The 15,040-nt window shown below is 74.0% G+C and carries 15 protein-coding genes; 4 read left to right on the top strand and 11 right to left on the bottom strand.

What is annotated here, in order from left to right:
• Positions 1-80: 80 nt before the first annotated feature.
• The 9 genes from ACSNOG_RS27470 to ACSNOG_RS27430 form a co-directional block, all read right to left on the bottom strand.
• Positions 81-1,409, bottom strand: a complete 1,329-nt coding sequence (locus ACSNOG_RS27470; protein ID WP_436755390.1) for a sulfate adenylyltransferase subunit 1 — start codon at positions 1,407-1,409, stop codon at positions 81-83.
• A 2-nt stretch (positions 1,410-1,411) separates the two neighbouring features.
• Positions 1,412-2,326, bottom strand: coding sequence for a sulfate adenylyltransferase subunit CysD (gene cysD / locus ACSNOG_RS27465; protein ID WP_436755389.1), 915 nt, complete (start codon positions 2,324-2,326; stop codon positions 1,412-1,414).
• Positions 2,323-2,895 carry an adenylyl-sulfate kinase gene (gene cysC / locus ACSNOG_RS27460; RefSeq protein ID WP_436755388.1) on the bottom strand — a complete coding sequence of 191 codons (573 nt, stop codon included), beginning with the start codon at positions 2,893-2,895 and terminating at the stop codon, positions 2,323-2,325. Before cysC ends, cysD begins: the two co-directional genes overlap by 4 nt.
• Complete coding sequence (locus tag ACSNOG_RS27455; RefSeq protein WP_436755387.1) at positions 2,877-3,566, bottom strand: phosphoadenylyl-sulfate reductase; 690 nt, start codon at positions 3,564-3,566, stop codon at positions 2,877-2,879. The genes cysC and ACSNOG_RS27455 overlap by 19 nt, the downstream gene beginning before the upstream one ends.
• The gene (locus ACSNOG_RS27450; protein ID WP_436755386.1) at positions 3,563-3,754 is read right to left on the bottom strand and encodes a hypothetical protein; all 192 of its coding nucleotides are present in this window, start codon (positions 3,752-3,754) and stop codon (positions 3,563-3,565) included. The genes ACSNOG_RS27455 and ACSNOG_RS27450 overlap by 4 nt, the downstream gene beginning before the upstream one ends.
• Complete coding sequence (locus ACSNOG_RS27445; RefSeq protein WP_436755385.1) at positions 3,751-5,448, bottom strand: nitrite/sulfite reductase; 1,698 nt, start codon at positions 5,446-5,448, stop codon at positions 3,751-3,753. The genes ACSNOG_RS27450 and ACSNOG_RS27445 overlap by 4 nt, the downstream gene beginning before the upstream one ends.
• Before the next feature lie 221 nt (positions 5,449-5,669).
• Entirely contained in the window at positions 5,670-5,753 is an 84-nt protein-coding gene (locus ACSNOG_RS27440) for a putative leader peptide (RefSeq protein WP_353620284.1), read from the bottom strand.
• A 128-nt stretch (positions 5,754-5,881) separates the two neighbouring features.
• Entirely contained in the window at positions 5,882-6,457 is a 576-nt protein-coding gene (locus ACSNOG_RS27435) for a GNAT family N-acetyltransferase (RefSeq protein ID WP_436755392.1), read from the bottom strand.
• Positions 6,458-6,729: 272 nt separating this feature from the next.
• A complete protein-coding gene (locus ACSNOG_RS27430) occupies positions 6,730-7,992 on the bottom strand; it encodes a GAF domain-containing protein (protein ID WP_436755384.1) in 1,263 nt (420 codons plus the stop codon).
• Positions 7,993-8,223: 231 nt separating this feature from the next.
• Here ACSNOG_RS27430 and ACSNOG_RS27425 point away from each other — a divergent pair, with 231 nt between their 5' ends.
• From ACSNOG_RS27425 to ACSNOG_RS27410, 4 genes are all read left to right on the top strand, one after another.
• On the top strand, positions 8,224-9,408 hold the full coding sequence (locus tag ACSNOG_RS27425) for a YihY/virulence factor BrkB family protein (RefSeq protein WP_436755383.1): 1,185 nt from the start codon (positions 8,224-8,226) through the stop codon (positions 9,406-9,408).
• Between the two features lie 195 nt (positions 9,409-9,603).
• Positions 9,604-10,707, top strand: coding sequence for a ribosome small subunit-dependent GTPase A (gene rsgA, locus ACSNOG_RS27420; RefSeq protein WP_436755382.1), 1,104 nt, complete (start codon positions 9,604-9,606; stop codon positions 10,705-10,707).
• 151 nt (positions 10,708-10,858) lie between these two features.
• The gene (locus ACSNOG_RS27415) at positions 10,859-12,337 is read left to right on the top strand and encodes a DNA-3-methyladenine glycosylase 2 family protein (RefSeq protein WP_436755391.1); all 1,479 of its coding nucleotides are present in this window, start codon (positions 10,859-10,861) and stop codon (positions 12,335-12,337) included.
• Complete coding sequence (locus ACSNOG_RS27410; RefSeq protein WP_436755381.1) at positions 12,334-12,849, top strand: methylated-DNA--[protein]-cysteine S-methyltransferase; 516 nt, start codon at positions 12,334-12,336, stop codon at positions 12,847-12,849. Before ACSNOG_RS27415 ends, ACSNOG_RS27410 begins: the two co-directional genes overlap by 4 nt.
• Positions 12,850-12,910: 61 nt before the next feature.
• Here ACSNOG_RS27410 and ACSNOG_RS27405 read toward each other — a convergent pair whose 3' ends face one another.
• Complete coding sequence (locus tag ACSNOG_RS27405; protein ID WP_436755380.1) at positions 12,911-13,393, bottom strand: DUF456 domain-containing protein; 483 nt, start codon at positions 13,391-13,393, stop codon at positions 12,911-12,913.
• A gap of 91 nt (positions 13,394-13,484) precedes the next feature.
• Positions 13,485-13,961 (bottom strand): helix-turn-helix transcriptional regulator, encoded by a 477-nt coding sequence (locus ACSNOG_RS27400; RefSeq protein ID WP_436755379.1) that lies wholly within the window; start codon positions 13,959-13,961, stop codon positions 13,485-13,487.
• Positions 13,962-15,040 lie beyond the last annotated feature (1,079 nt).

The following is a 15,040-nucleotide window of genomic DNA, read 5'->3' as shown; positions in this document are numbered from 1 at the left end:
GCTGACGCCGTCGGTACGGGCGTCAGCGCGCACATCGGCCGATGCCGCCCGCCGAACCGTTCGCGATCGTCGTCGTCATCTCAGAAGTCCCATCCGTCGTCGTCGGACGGCTGCCCGGGGTCCGCCGCGAAGGCCTCGCCCGCCATGCCGGCGGTCAGCGTCGTGCCGTCGACGGGGTCGATGAGGAGGAAGGAGCCGGTGGGGCGGGAGCCGGCGTAGGGGTCGAGGGCGAGCGGCTCGGAGGTGCGCAGCGTGACGCGCCCGATGTCGTTGGCCTCCAGGCGGCCCGGCGCGGGGTGCTGGGAGAGGTCGTCGAGGGTGAGGCGGGAGGGGATGTCCTTGACGATGGCCCGGACGGTGCGGGTGGTGTGCTTGAGCAGGACGCGGGCGCCGGGGAGCAGCGGCTGGTCGGCGAGGTGGCAGACGGTGGCCTCGACGTCCCGGGTGACCTGCGGCGCGCCTGCGGTGGGGGCGATGAGGTCGCCGCGGGAGACGTCGAGGTCGTCGGCGAGGCGCACGGTCACCGACTGCGGCGCCCAGGCCACGTCGACGCCCCGGCCGAGCGCGTCGATGGCGGCGATCGTGCTCGTGCGCCCCGAGGGCAGCACGGTGACGGGCTCGCCGACGCGCAGCACCCCGGAGGCGATCTGTCCCGCGTAGCCGCGGTAGTCGGGGTGCTCGGCCGTCTGCGGCCTGATCGTGTACTGGACGGGGAACCGCGCCGGGTCGGCGGTGGGGTCGGTGACGACGGGCACCGTCTCCAGGTACTCCAGGACGGTGGGGCCGCCGTACCAGTCCATGTGCGCGGAGGGCGCCACCACGTTGTCACCGGCGAGCGCGGAGACGGGGATGGCCGTCACCTCGGGGACGCCCAGCCCGCTCGCGTAGGCCGTGAACTCCTCGGCGATCGCGGCGAAGACGGGCTCCGCGTAGCCGGCGAGGTCCATCTTGTTGACGGCGAGGAGGACGTGCGGGACGCGCAGGAGCGCTGCGACGGCCGCGTGGCGGCGGGTCTGCTCGACGACGCCGTTGCGGGCGTCGACGAGGACGACGGCGGCCTGGGCGGTGGACGCCCCGGTGACCATGTTGCGCGTGTACTGCACGTGGCCGGGGGTGTCGGCGAGGATGAAGCGCCGCCGGGGCGTGGCGAAGTAGCGGTAGGCGACGTCGATGGTGATGCCCTGCTCGCGCTCGGCGCGCAGGCCGTCCGTCAGCAGCGCCAGGTCCGGGGCGTCGGCGCCGCGGCTGCGGGAGGCGTGCTCGACGGCCTCCAGCTGGTCGGCCAGGATGGACTTGGAGTCGTGCAGCAGACGCCCGACCAGCGTCGACTTGCCGTCGTCGACGGATCCGGCGGTGGCGAAGCGCAGCAGCGAGGTCGCGGCCGTGGTCGTGTCGTGCACCGTGCTCATGGCTAGAAATACCCCTCGCGCTTGCGGTCTTCCATGGCGGCTTCGGAGAGTCTGTCGTCGGCTCTGGTGGCGCCGCGCTCGGTGAGGCGGGAGGCGGTGATCTCGGCGATGACCTCCTCGGTGGTGGCGGCGCGGGAGTCGACGGCGCCGGTGCAGGACATGTCGCCGACCGTTCGGTAGCGCACCGTGCGTATCCGCACCTCTTCGTCCTCGCGCGGGCCGCCCCAGGCGCCGGGGGCGAGCCACATGCCGTTGCGGGAGAAGACCTCGCGCTCGTGGGCGAAGTAGATGGCGGGGAGCTCGATCTTCTCGCGGGCGATGTACTGCCAGACGTCGAGCTCGGTGAAGTTGGACAGCGGGAAGACGCGGACGTGTTCGCCGGGGGCGTGGCGGCCGTTGTAGAGCTGCCACAGCTCGGGGCGCTGGCGGCGCGGGTCCCAGCCGCCGAACTCGTCGCGCAGGGAGAACACGCGCTCCTTGGCGCGGGCCTTCTCCTCGTCGCGGCGGCCGCCGCCGAAGACGGCGTCGAAGCGGTGGCGGGCGATCGCGTCGAGCAGGGGGACCGTCTGCAGGGGGTTGCGGGTGCCGTCGGGGCGCTCGCGGACCCGGCCGGTGTCGATGGCCTCCTGGACGGAGGCCACGTGCAGGCGCAGCCCGTGCTCGGCGACGGTGCGGTCGCGGTAGGCCAGCACCTCCGGGAAGTTGTGGCCGGTGTCCACGTGCAGCAGGGCGAAGGGCGGCGGCGCGGGCGCGAAGGCCTTCAGCGCCAGGTGGAGCATGACGATGGAGTCCTTGCCGCCCGAGAACAGCAGCACCGGGCGCTCGAACTCGCCCGCCACCTCGCGGAAGACGTGCACCGCCTCCGACTCCAGCACCTCCAGGTGCGGCAGGGCGAAGGGGCTTCCCGCGGCGCTCATGCCAGCCCCCGCTCCGCCAGCAGGGCGTGCAGCGCCCCCGCCGACTCCGCGACGCCCTGCTCGTGCGCCTCGATCCGCAGGTCCGGGGCGTCCGGCGCCTCGTAGGGGTCGTCGACGCCGGTCAGCCCGGAGATCTCGCCCGCCGCCTGCCGGGCGTACAGGCCCTTGACGTCGCGCGCCGAGCACACGTCCACGGGGGTTGCCACGTGCACCTCCAGATAGCCGGTGCCCCGCTCCTGGTGGTGCTTGCGCACCGCCTCGCGGGAGTCCGCGTACGGTGCGATCACCGGGACGAGGACCTTCACGCCGTGCGCGGCGAGCAGCTGCGCGACGAAGCCGATCCGCCGCACGTTGGTGTCCCGGTCCTCCCGGGAGAAGCCCAGCCCGGCCGAGAGGAACTCGCGGACCTCGTCCCCGTCCAGCACCTCCACCCGGTGTCCCTCGGCGCTCAGCCGCCCGGCCAGCGCCCGGGCGATCGTGGTCTTGCCCGCGCTCGGCAGGCCGGTGAGCCAGATGGTGGCCCCGCTCATCGCTTGCTCCTGCTCCTGTGTCATCCGTGCAGCCCGCATTCGGTCTTGGCCAGCCCCGACCAGCGGCCGGCGCGCGCGTCCTCACCCGCCGCGACCCTGCGGGTGCAGGGGGAACAGCCGACGGAGGCGTAGCCGTCCATCAGCAACGGGTTGGTCAGGACGCCGTGTTCGGCGACGTACGCGTCCACATCCTCCTGGGTCCAGCGGGCGATCGGCGAGACCTTCACCTTCCGCCGCCGCTCGTCCCAGCCGACGACGGGGGTGCCCGCGCGGGTGGGGGATTCGTCGCGGCGCAGCCCGGTCGCCCAGGCGTCGTACGCGGCCAGCCCGCGCTCCAGCGGCTCGACCTTGCGCAGCGCGCAGCACAGGTCGGGGTCGCGCTCGTGCAGCCGCGGCCCGTGGGCGGCGTCCTGCTCGGCGACGGTCGCGCGCGGCGTGAGCGTGATGACGTTGACGTCCATCACGGCGGCGACCGCGTCGCGGGTGCCGATGGTCTCCGGGAAGTGGTAGCCGGTGTCGAGGAAGACGACGTCGACGCCGGGCAGGGCGCGCGAGGCGAGGTGGGCGACGACCGCGTCCTCCATGGAGGAGGTGACGCAGAAGCGCTTCCCGAAGGTCTCGGCGGCCCAGCGCAGTATCTCGGGCGCCGGGGCCTCCTCCAGCTCGCGGCCCGCCCTTTCGGCGAGGGCCCGCAGATCGGTGGCGGTCATGTGGTGCCGTCCCCTTCGCCGGGTACGGGCTGCCCGCCTCGGTGGCGCTGGGCCAGCAGCCCGAGGAACGACAGCCGGAACGCGCGGCTGCACGCGGCGCATTCCCAGGCCCCGTGCCCCTCCTCGGAGGGGCGCAGGTCCTCGTCGCCGCAGTAGGGGCAGTAGAAGGGTGCCGCGCGTCCGCTCACGACAGGTCCGCCTCTCCGGCGCGCGCGACCCAGGACGCGAACCGCTCGCCGTCCTCGCGCTGTTCGCCGAAGCGGGTCAGCACGCGCTCGATGTAGTCCGGCAGTTCCGCGGAAGTGACCTTCAGGCCGCGCACCTTGCGGCCGAAGCCCGCCTGCAGGCCCAGCGCCCCGCCCAGGTGTACCTGGAAGCCCTCGACCTGGCGGCCGTCCGCGTCCAGCACGAGCTGGCCCTTGAGGCCGATGTCGGCGGTCTGGATGCGGGCGCAGGCGTTGGGGCAGCCGTTGATGTTGATGGTGACCGGCTCCTCGAAGTCCGGCATGCGGCGCTCGAGTTCGTCGATCAGGGAGGCGCCGCGCGCCTTGGTCTCCACGATGGCGAGCTTGCAGAACTCGATGCCCGTGCAGGCCATCGTGCCGCGCCGGAAGGGGGAGGGCGTGACCCGGAAGTCCAGCGCCTCCAGCCCGGCGACGAGGGAGTCCACCTGCTCCCGCGCCACGTCCAGGATGATCATCTTCTGCTCGACCGTGGTGTTGAGCCGGTCCGAGCCGTGGGCCGCCGCCAGGTCGGCGATCTTGGTGAGGGTGCTGCCGTCCACCCGGCCGACGCGCGGCGCGAAGCCCACGTAGAAGCGGCCGTCCTTCTGCCGGTGCACGCCTATGTGATCGCGCCAGCGGTTGCTCGGCTCGGCCGGCGGCGGCCCGTCGGCCAGCTTCCGCTTCAGGTACTCGTTCTCCAGGACGTCGCGGAAGCGCTCCGGACCCCAGTCGGCCATGAGGAACTTCAGCCGGGCGCGGTTGCGCAGCCGCCGGTAGCCGTAGTCCCGGAAGATGCCGACGACGCCCGCCCACACGTCCGGCACGTCCTCCAGCGGCACCCAGGTGCCGAGGCGCTCCCCGAGCCGGGGGCTGGTGGACAGGCCGCCGCCCACCCACACGTCGAAGCCGGGCCCGAACTCGGGGTGGACGACGCCGACGAACGCGACGTCGTTGATCTCGTGGACCACGTCCTGCACCGGCGAGCCGGAGACCGCGGACTTGAACTTCCGCGGCAGGTTGGAGAATTCCCTGTTGCCGATGTAGCGGCGCTCGATCTCCTCGATCGCCGGTGTGCCGTCGACGATCTCGTCCGCGGCGATCCCGGCGACCGGTGAACCGATGATCACGCGCGGGCAGTCGCCGCACGCCTCCGTCGTCGACAGCCCGACGGCCTCCAGCTTCTCCCAGATGGCGGGCACGTCCTCGATGCGCACCCAGTGCAGCTGGATGTTCTGCCGGTCGGTGATGTCGGCCGTGCCGCGGGCGTAGGTCTGCGAGACCTCGCCGATGGCGCGCAACTGGGCGACCGTGAGCCGGCCGCCGTCGATGCGCACCCGCATCATGAAGTACTTGTCGTCCAGCTCCTCCGGTTCGAGGATCGCGGTCTTGCCGCCGTCGATCCCCGGCTTGCGCTGGGTGTACAGCCCCCACCAGCGCATGCGGCCGCGCAGGTCGCTGGGGTCGATGGAGTCGAAGCCGGCCTTCGCGTAGATCGTCTCAATGCGTGTCCGCACATTGAGACCGTCGTCGTCCTTCTTGAACTGCTCGTTGCCGTTGAGCGGGGTGAAGTGGCCCACGGCCCACTGGCCCTCGCCGCGGTGGCGGCCGGCCTTGCGGCGGGACGTGGCGGCGGAGGGGGTGTGCGAGGTGGCAGCCATGGCGGTATGTCCTTCGGTGGCCTGCGGGTACGCCCACGGGTGCGCCCGGGTGCCTCCGTACGGGTGGCCGGTGCCTGGTGGCGGGTGCCTGGCGCCTGTGCGGAGGGGGTGCGGGTGCTCACGGGGCTGCGAGGGTGCGCAAGGGGGACGCTCGTCCGCGGCATCGGGGACGGCGGGGGAGCGGGCGAAAGTCAGAAAACGGCAGTGCTGGTGCTGAGACGTCAGCCCGCCGGACAGATGGCGCTGGACACGCGGACGAGGTCGACGTGACGCCGACTCACCAAGACGATTCCAGCTCCGGACATGGGGGAAGCGTGGCACGGCCGGATCAGGCCAGTCCACCATTGTCCGTAATGCGGACGATCCCGTCCCGTATTGCGGGACGGGATCGCTCGGCGGCCTGTGCCGCGGGTGCCGGGTGCGGCGCCTGTGCTCAGGCGTGGGCGCCCGGCCAGGGGCCGGGCGGTGCGCTCTCCGGCTGCTCCTCCGTCGTGGTCGCAAACAAACGGAAGCCGCGCTTCTCGTAGTTGGCCACGGCGTGCTCGCCGTCCAGGCTGCACGTGTGCAGCCAGACCCGCCGGGTCGGCTCCAGGCCCTCCCAGCGGTCGGCCAGGTCCCAGGCGCGAGCGGTGCCGTACGACAGCAGGTGCCCGCCGATGCGGCGGCCGCGGAACGCCGCGATCAGCCCGAAATAGACGATCTCGACCGTGCCTTCCGGCTGCGGCTCCAGCTCGATGTAGCCCGCCGGCGTCCCGTGCTCGTACGCCACCCACGTCTCGACGCCGGGCCGCTCCAGGTGTGCGCGCCACTGCTCGTGGCTCCAGGGCAGCCGGTCGAGCCAGGTTATGTCGCCGCCGACGGCCGTGTAGAGGAAGCGGCTGAACTCGGGCGAGGGCACCTCGGAGCGGACGATCCGGATGCCGGACGCGGCGTCCGGCACCTGGACGGGCACGAGGTCGGCCGGCGAGGTCTGTTCCAGTGACCAGGTGGTCACGGTGGTTGTACGCATGCTCATACCCCCACCCAACCACGGGGCCCGCTCCGCGGGGACCGCGATCTCTTTCCGCCGCGGTGGTGCTCAGCCACGGCGGTGGGGCCCGGCGGTGCCAGGCGGGCCCTGGGTTGGCTCGGCACCGCCGGGTGCCTTGTCGGGGGTGGATCGCCGTGGCGGCGGAGGGGATCGCTGGGCTCCAGCCGGGGGGCGGGCCCCGGGGTTGGTTCGGCACCACCGGGTGCCTGTCGGGGGGTGATCGCTGTCGCGGCGGAGGGGATCGCCGGTGGTCAGTCCGGGCCGGTCGGGAGGTGGGTGCGGTCCGTCAGGACTACCGGGGCCCTTGACGACGGGAGGAGGTCCTCGCCGCGGGGCGGGGTCAGGAGGCGGACGTCCACGCCGTCCGCGAAGCGGTACGGGCGGTGGCTGAGGACGCCCGCCAGGGTGCGCCGCATGCGGGACATCTCCGCGCGGACCGTGACCGTACGGGAGGCGTCGCCGAACAGGTCCGCCGCGAGCTCCGCGGCGGAACGCCCCCCGGGGTGCCGCGCCAGCACGTACAGCAGTTCCGCGTGGCGCGGGCTGAGCTCCTGCGACCACTCGCCGGCGGCGCCCGCGACCGTGACCGTCCAGCGGCGCGGGCCGCGTACGTCGAGGACGACGCGGCTGGGCACGAGCTCGGCCCGCGGCGCCTCCTCCACCCGCACCAGCCACCCGTCCGGCAGGGGCGCGAGCGAGCACAGCCCGAGCGAGGGCAGCCACACCCGCCCGGCCTGTACGGACTTGGGCAGCGCGACCCGGCCGACCGGCCCGAGGCCGGTCACCGCCGCCGCCCAGCCGTCGCGGTCGACCACCAGCGCCCGCCCGCCCAGCCGGGCCAGCATGGGCGCCGCGACCGCCCGCAGCCGCTCCACCGACTCCCAGTGCCGCGCCCGCAGCTCCCCTTCGCCCAGCTTGGCGACCGCCGTGACCAGCGGCAGCGTGGCCGGGTTGAACACCGGCGCGGGGCCGCTGACGTTCAGCACGCCCAGCAGGCGCCCGTCGCGCGGATCGTGCAGCGGGGCCGCCGCGCACGTCCACGCGTGGTGGGTGCGGACGAAGTGCTCGGCCGAGCGCACCTGCACCGGCCGCCGCTCGACCAGCGAGGTGCCGATGCCGTTGGTGCCCACGAGCTCCTCCGCCCACGACGCCCCCACGTCGAAGCCGAGCCGGTCGGCGCTGCGCAGCACGCCCGCGTTCCCCTGCCGCCACAGCACCCGTCCTTCGGCGTCCGTGACGGCCATCAGGTGCCGCTCGATGTCGATCACGGAGCCCAGGCCCTCGCGCAGCTGGCCGAGCAGCGCGGCGAGCGGCGTGCGCTGCCGGCGCTGCTCGACCTCGTCCGTCGGCAGCGGCGGGGACGAGCCGCCCTTCTCCGGATCGACGCCCCGCAGCCGGACGCGGTGCCAGGACTGCCCGATGACCGGGCGCGGGGGCACGGGAGGCCGCGCGTCACCCAGGCAGGCCTCCCGGACGGCCGGCAGCAGGCGTTCGTCGGTGGTTCCGCGGTTCACGCTGCCATGGTGCCGTCCCGCGGGCCCGTCCGCGGGGGCATCCGCAGGATTGCAACTCCATGCAACCGTTGCGCGGGGGCGCGCCGCGGGCGGATGGTGGGGGAGAGCGGCCGGAGGGTGGTGCCGAGTCGGCGCAGCATCACCCTCCACCGGGCCCTCGTCCCGCCCCGCCTCGCCCGTCTGTTCGGCGGGCGTGCGAGCCGACGCTGCCAGGGCGGATACGGTTAGAGCGTGCAGGCAGCAAACGAATCACCGGGGCGTCGGGCCGGCCGGCTGCACAGGGCTCGCGTCCTGTACCGAAATGTCTCGAAACGCAGGATGGCGTGGCTTCTTCTGAAGGACACGGTCAATTCCTGCATCGAATACCGCGTCACCGGGCTCGCCGCGGAGGCCGCGTTCTTCACCCTGCTGTCCCTGCCGCCCCTGCTGCTGGGCCTCCTCGGACTGCTCGGCTACCTGGACGACTGGACCGGCACCAACACCATCGGCTCCATCCAGGAGAACATCCTCAAGGCGTCCGCGACGGTCCTCAGCGACAAGGGCGTCAACGAGATCGCCCGGCCCCTCCTGCGGGACGTCACCAAGGGCCGCCCGGACGTGATCTCCGTCGGCTTCGCGATCGCGCTGTGGTCCGGCTCGCGCGCCGTCAACGTCTTCGTCGACACCATCACGATCATGTACGGGCTGGAGGGCAAGCGCGGCATCGTCCGCACCCGCCTGCTCGCCTTCCTCCTCTACATCGTGGCCCTGCTCATCGGGGCGGTGGCGCTGCCGCTGCTGGTCGCCGGGCCCGAGGCCGTGGTGGACGTCGTGCCCTGGAGCGCCGACGTCGTCCGGTTCCTGTACTGGCCCGTGGTCATCGTGCTGTGCATCGCCTTCCTGACCACGCTCTACCACGTGTCCGTGCCGGTCCGCTCGCCCTGGCAGGAGGACATCCCCGGGGCGCTCGTCGCCCTGACGATGTGGGTGTTCGGCAGCTTCCTGCTGCGGATCTACCTCACCCACACGGTGGAGGGCCTGACCATCTACGGCTCCCTCGCCGCGCCCGTCGCCGTGCTGCTGTGGATCGGCGTCTCGGCCTTCGCCGTGCTCGTCGGAGCGGCCGTCAACGCCGCGCTCGACCGGGTGTGGCCCTCGGTGGCCACCGCCGCCGCGCGCGCCGACGTCGACCGGCTGCGGGCCGCGGCCGCCGCGCAGGAGGCGGCCGAGCGCGCGGCCCGCGCGCGGGAGGCCGGCCTGGAGGACGACCCCGACGACTACGGCCCGGACGAGGGCGTGATCGGCCAGGACCGCGAGCCGCCGTCGGAGTTCCCGGAGCGGTGGGCGCAGTTCCTGCCCCCTGACGACGTCCGCGCCCGCCTCCAGAAGGAGGCCCACCAGCCGAAGCACGCGCGGCACGCGAAGCGGCGCAATTAACGAAGGCCGGTAACGAAGGCGAATAGCGAAGGCGAAGGAAAAACCCTTCGCGCACGCCCGTCCGCCCTGCTTAAGCTCACCCCAGCGCGAAGGACGCGTGTTCCCAGGAGAGGAGGCGAGGACCGATGACTGTCACGGCCCGCACCCAGCAGAAGTCCGTCACTCCTTCCTTCTCCTCCTTTAAGGAACACCGTCTTGACCGAGCTCTCACACCCTCTCGCCCCCTACGGCTGGGACGAAGGGTTCGCTGACAGCTTCACCGAGTTCACCGCATCCGCCGGGGGCGCCGTCCCCGGCCGTATCGTGCGTGTCGACCGGGGCCGCTGCGACGTCGTCGTGCCCGCGCCCGACGGCGCCGGCGTGCGTACCGTGCAGGCCGACACCGCGCTCGTCACCACCGGCGACCCGCTGAACATCATGTGCACCGGCGACTGGGCCGCCGTCGACACCGGCCGCGGCCTGGTCCTCGGCCTGCTGCCCCGGCGCAGCGCCTTCGTGCGCTCCACGTCCTCCAAGCGCTCCGAGGGCCAGGTCCTCGCCGCCAACGTCGACCACGCGGTCATCGCGGTCTCGCTGGCCGTGGAGCTGGACCTGGGCCGCGTCGAGCGGTTCCTGACGCTGGCCTGGGAGAGCGGTGCCGTGCCGGTGGTCGTCCTCACCAAGGCCGACCTCGTGGCCGACCCGGTCGTCCTCGGCCACCTCGTCGCCGACACGGAGACCGTGGCGCCGGGCGCCCAGGTCCTCGCCGTCAGCGCGGAGACCGGCGAGGGCGTCGACGTTCTCGCCGCCTCCCTGGCCGGGGGCACGTCCGTGCTGCTCGGCCAGTCCGGCGCCGGCAAGTCCACCCTCGCCAACGCCCTCGTCGGCGAGGAGGTCCAGGGCGTCAACTCCGCTCGCGACCGGGACGGCAAGGGCCGCCACACCACCACCACGCGCAACATGCTCAGGCTGCCCTTCGGCGGGGTCCTGATCGACACCCCGGGGCTGCGCGGCGTCGGCCTGTGGGACGCCGAGAGCGGCCTCTCGCAGACGTTCGCCGAAATCGAGGAGCTGGCCGCCGACTGCCGCTTCCACGACTGCGGCCACGCCGCCGAGCCGGGCTGCGCCGTCCTCGCGGCGGTCGGCTCGGGGGAGCTGGGGCAGCGGCGCCTCGACAGCTACCGCAAGCTGCAGCGCGAGAACATGTGGATCGCCTCCCGCACCGACGCCCGCCTGCGGGCGGAGATCCGCCGCGACTGGAAACAGAAGTCGGCGGAAGGCCGCGAGGCCTGGGCCCGCAAACGCGGCAGCGGCGCGTAGGCCCTCAGGGGGTGCCGGATGCGTTCCGGCACCCCCGAGCCGTATCGCGTGCCCCGCGCCCCCGAGGGCCCCGTCCGATTTCCGCCAGTGGTGGGGGTGCGGATGCCGCAGACTGGGACACGTGACGGACACCCTGCGCACCACGGCCCCCGTGGACGACGAAACCCGCTACCAAGCGGTACGCAGCCGGGACGCGCGCTTCGACGGCGAGTTCTTCCTCGCCGTGAAGACCACCGGCATCTACTGCCGTCCCAGCTGCCCCGCGGTGACCCCCAAGCGCCGGAACGCCTGCTTCTACCCCTCGGCCGCCGCCGCGCAGGGCGCCGGCTTCCGGGCCTGCCGCCGCTGCCGCCCCGACACCGCCCCCGGCTCCGCCGAGTGGAACGTCCGAGCCGACCTCGTCGGCCGCGCGATGCGGCTGATCGGCGACGGCGTCGTCGACCGCGACGGCGTCGCGGGCCTCGCCGCCCGCCTCGGCTACAGCGCCCGGCAGGTGCACCGCCAGCTCACGCAGGAGCTCGGCGCCGGCCCCATCGCCCTCGCCCGCGCCCAGCGCGCCCACACCGCGCGCGTCCTGCTGCAGACCACCGACATGCCGGTCACCGGCATCGCCTTCGCCGCGGGCTTCGCGAGCGTGCGCCAGTTCAACGACACCATCCGCGAGATCTACGCCGCCACCCCCAGCGGCCTGCGCGGGTGCAAGACCCGCCGGCCGGCCGGCGCCGGCATCCCGCTGCGGCTGGCCCACCGCGGCCCCTACGCCGCCCGCGAGGTCTTCGACTTCCTGCAGCGGCGCGCCGTCCCGGGCGTCGAGGAGGTCCTCGGCGCCCCCGACGCCCGCCTCTACCGCCGCACCCTGCGCCTGCCCTACGGCACCGGCATCGCCGAGGTCCACGAGCCCCGCCCCGGGGACGGCCGGCACGGCGCCTGGCTCGACTGCCGGCTCCACCTCACCGACCCCCGCGACCTGGCCACCGCCGTCCAGCGCGTACGCCGCCTGTTCGACCTCGACGCCGACCCGTACGCCGTCGCCGAGCGGCTCGGCGCCGACCCCCTGCTGCGCCCGCTCGTCGCCGCCCGGCCCGGCCTGCGCTCGCCCGGCGCCGCGGACGGCGAGGAACTGGCCGTGCGCGCCGTGCTGGGCCGGCAGGCGACCGTGGGCGCCGCGGCACGCCTCGGCGAGCGCCTCGTCGCCGCCTACGGCAAGCCGCTGCCCGCACCCGACGGCGGCCTCACCCACCTCTTTCCCGAGCCGGCCGCCCTCGCCGACGCCGACCTCGGCGAGATCGGCATGCCGGACGCCCGCAAGCGCGCCCTGCGCGCGACGGCCACGGCCCTGGCCGACGGCGCGGTCCGCCTCGACCCCGGCGCGGACCGCGACGAGGCGGCCCGGGCCCTGCTCGCCCTCCCCGGCATCGGGCCCTGGACCGCCGGCTACGTCCGGATGCGCGCCCTCGGCGACCCCGACGTCCTCCTCGGCGAGGACACCGGCGTCCGCCACGGCCTGGCCGTGCTCGGCGCGGGCCCCGGCGCCGCCGACGCCTGGCGCCCCTGGCGCAGTTACGCCCTCCACCACCTCTGGCACCTGGCGGCCACGGCCGCCCCGAACCGCAAGGACGCCCGACCATGACCACCCTCTACAGCGAGATCGCCAGCCCTCTCGGCCCGCTCCTCGTCACCGGCCGTCCCTCCGCCGCCGCCCCCGGCGGGACCGCCATCGCCTCCCTGTCCGTGACGGGCCAGAAGAACGCCCCCGCCGTGGCCCCGGGCTGGCAGCGCGACAGTGCCGCCTTCGCCGAGGCCGAGCGGCAGCTCACCGCGTACTTCGCGGGCGAGTCGCAGGACTTCCGCCTCGAATTCGCCGCGGAGGGCACGGAGTTCCGCCGCCGCGTCTGGGACGCCCTGGACGCCATCCCCTACGGCGCCACCACCACCTACGGCGAGCTCGCCGCCCGCGTCGGCGCCTCCCGGGCCGCGGTCCGCGCGGTCGGCGGGGCCGTCGGCGCCAACCCGCTGCTCGTCTTGCGGCCCTGCCACCGGGTGATCGGCGCGGACGGCTCGCTCACCGGCTACGCGGGCGGCCTGGACCGCAAGCGCGCCCTGCTCGCCCTGGAAGGCATCACGGGCCCGGCGGGCCGGTGAGCGGCGACCGCGGGGTGAGCCGGAGCCGGCCCGGCGCCCCCGCGCCGGAGCCCCGCCGGGCTCACCCGGCCGTGACCGCGCCGATCCACATCCCCACGACGAGCAGGCACGCGAACAGCTCCACGAGCACGCTCGTGCCCAGCGCCCGCATCACGTTCCGGGTGGACGCCCACGCCGCGCCGTGGCCGCCCAGGCGCCTGCGCTCCACGCCGTAGAGCCCGGCGACGAACCCGGGGACCGCGCCCAGCACCGGGACGACGAAGAAGCCGGCGATGCCGGAGACCCCCGCCACCAGGAAGGCGCGGCGCGTGATGCCCGCTCCCCGCAGGCGGCGGGGCGGCAGCAGCCGGCCGGCGGCCCGCTCCAGCAGCAGCACGCCCGTCGCCCCCGCCAGCACCGCCCAGGCGAGGGCCGTCCGGTCGGTCATCGACCACCACAGCACCCCGGCCCATACGATCAGCGGCCCCGGCACCCCGGGAGTGACGACGCCGAGCAGACCGAGCAGCATGACGAGGCCGACCAGGAGCAGCTGCCACGTCCCCATGCACCAAGGTTGCCGGAAGCCGGGCGGCGGCGCCCCCGGACGATTACGGCCACCGTGGCCGATAGACGACTCCTCGTCCCACCTGCGCCGCTCAGCGGCGTGCGGGGGTCCAGCCGTGGGCCGCCGCGTGCCAGCCGAGCTGCAACCGGGTGGTCACCCCGGCCAGCTCCATCAGCCGCTTCACCCGGCGCTGCACCGTGCGCAACCCGAGGCCGAGCTGCTTGGCGACGCTCGCGTCGGTCAGGCCGTCCATCAGCAGGGAGAGCACCGCCAGGTCGAGCGCGTCGGGCCCGGCCGCGGAGCCGTCGGCCGCGCGCCGCGCCGCGTCCGCACAGACCCGGAGGGGGAGGGCCTCGTTCCAGATGTCCTCGAACAGATTCACCAGCGACGCGAGCAGCGGGCCGGGGTGGACGACCAGGGCCGCCGGCTCGGGCAGCTCGGCGAGCGCGGCGGCCCCGGCCGTGCGAGGGGTGAGCGGGAGCAGGGCAACTGCGCGGTCAGCGATCACCAGTTCGGCAGGAACGCGCTCCGCGACGCGCGTCAGAGCCGGATCGCCGGAATCCGGCATCGCGGCGAGGCCGGCACGTTCGACGACGGTGCGGTGGGGTATGCCGGACGCTGTGTCCGATGAAACGGCCGAGCCGTTCGAGCTGTCAGGGCCGTCAGTGCCGTCAGTGCCGTCAGGGGCGGCCGGGGCGGCCGTGCGCCAGGGTCTTCCCGCCAGCAGTGCGCATATCTCCACGGTTGCGCCGCGCCGTATGCGCAGCAGCCGTTCGTCAACAGCGCGTGCTCCCGTCACCAGTTCCACACCACTGTGTCCCGCGGGCTGTTGCCGTTCCCTTTGCGTCCCCCCGCAACGGCCCATCTCCCGGACTGCGGCAGGCTCTTCCAGTCCCATGGCACCGAGCACACGTCATCCCTCCCCGCGACCGCTTTTCGACTCGGTCATCATCCCCGGGTGAGGTCTGCCGTGCACTCTTCCCGTATGCCCCAGAGTATGGACAATAAGGGCATGAGCCAGCAGGGGGACCCGCACACCGGCCAAGAGGACGCCTGGTGGGGCGAGTTGTACGACAAGAATGCACCGGATATCGGTTCCGCCGCCGGGGACGACAGCAGCCTCGACGAGCGATTCACCTCCGCTTCGGCGGTGGTGAGGGCGGAGGCCTGCGCCGAACGGCCGAAAAGGCCGCAGAGGACGGTGAGGGCGCCGAGAGCCGAGCCGCCGCCCGATCCGCCGCGGCCCCCGGATCCCGTCGCGGTTCCCCCGAGCGGGCTTCCTTCGTTGCCGAAGGGATACGGGGCGCCCCGTTCGCGCGGGGCGTCCGGGCGTTCCCCCTTCACGCCTCCGCCACCCGGAGCGGAACCTCCGCCCGAACTGCCCCCGCCTTCGCGCGCGGAACGGCTCGCCGACGGGCCCGTGGCCGGCCGGACGGCCCGGGTCCCCTTGCCGAGGATCCCGAAACCGCCGGATCTCCATTCGGCGGGGCTCCTTCCGGAACTGCTGGAGAAACCGCAGAAATGGCGCAAGAGTGACCCCCGCAGGCAGGCGGAGGTCCCGCGGCAGCCGGGGCGGCCGTCCGGGTCGAGTGCCTCCGAGGCATCGATGCGGTCCGCACCTTCGTACGCGCTCGCCTGCGGCGAACG

This window comes from Streptomyces sp. URMC 124 (genome assembly GCF_051386455.1).
Classification (GTDB): domain Bacteria; phylum Actinomycetota; class Actinomycetes; order Streptomycetales; family Streptomycetaceae; genus Streptomyces.
Note: the sequence above shows the minus strand (reverse complement) of the source record. Positions and strands in the feature narration are given on the sequence as shown.

Bases quoted from the DNA above. Each gene is read 5' to 3' on its own strand.
- cysD (WP_436755389.1), bottom strand. From the start codon at position 2,326: ATGAGCGCCGCGGGAAGCCCCTTCGCCCTGCCGCACCTGGAGGTGCTG.
- ACSNOG_RS27410 (WP_436755381.1), top strand. From the start codon at position 12,334: ATGACCACCCTCTACAGCGAGATCGCCAGCCCTCTCGGCCCGCTCCTC.
- ACSNOG_RS27405 (WP_436755380.1), bottom strand. From the start codon at position 13,393: ATGGGGACGTGGCAGCTGCTCCTGGTCGGCCTCGTCATGCTGCTCGGT.
- ACSNOG_RS27435 (WP_436755392.1), bottom strand. From the start codon at position 6,457: ATGCGTACAACCACCGTGACCACCTGGTCACTGGAACAGACCTCGCCG.
- ACSNOG_RS27400 (WP_436755379.1), bottom strand. From the start codon at position 13,961: ATGCCGGATTCCGGCGATCCGGCTCTGACGCGCGTCGCGGAGCGCGTT.
- ACSNOG_RS27455 (WP_436755387.1), bottom strand. From the start codon at position 3,566: ATGACCGCCACCGATCTGCGGGCCCTCGCCGAAAGGGCGGGCCGCGAG.
- ACSNOG_RS27440 (WP_353620284.1), bottom strand. From the start codon at position 5,753: ATGTCCGGAGCTGGAATCGTCTTGGTGAGTCGGCGTCACGTCGACCTC.
- ACSNOG_RS27470 (WP_436755390.1), bottom strand. From the start codon at position 1,409: ATGAGCACGGTGCACGACACGACCACGGCCGCGACCTCGCTGCTGCGC.
- ACSNOG_RS27445 (WP_436755385.1), bottom strand. From the start codon at position 5,448: ATGGCTGCCACCTCGCACACCCCCTCCGCCGCCACGTCCCGCCGCAAG.
- cysC (WP_436755388.1), bottom strand. From the start codon at position 2,895: ATGCGGGCTGCACGGATGACACAGGAGCAGGAGCAAGCGATGAGCGGG.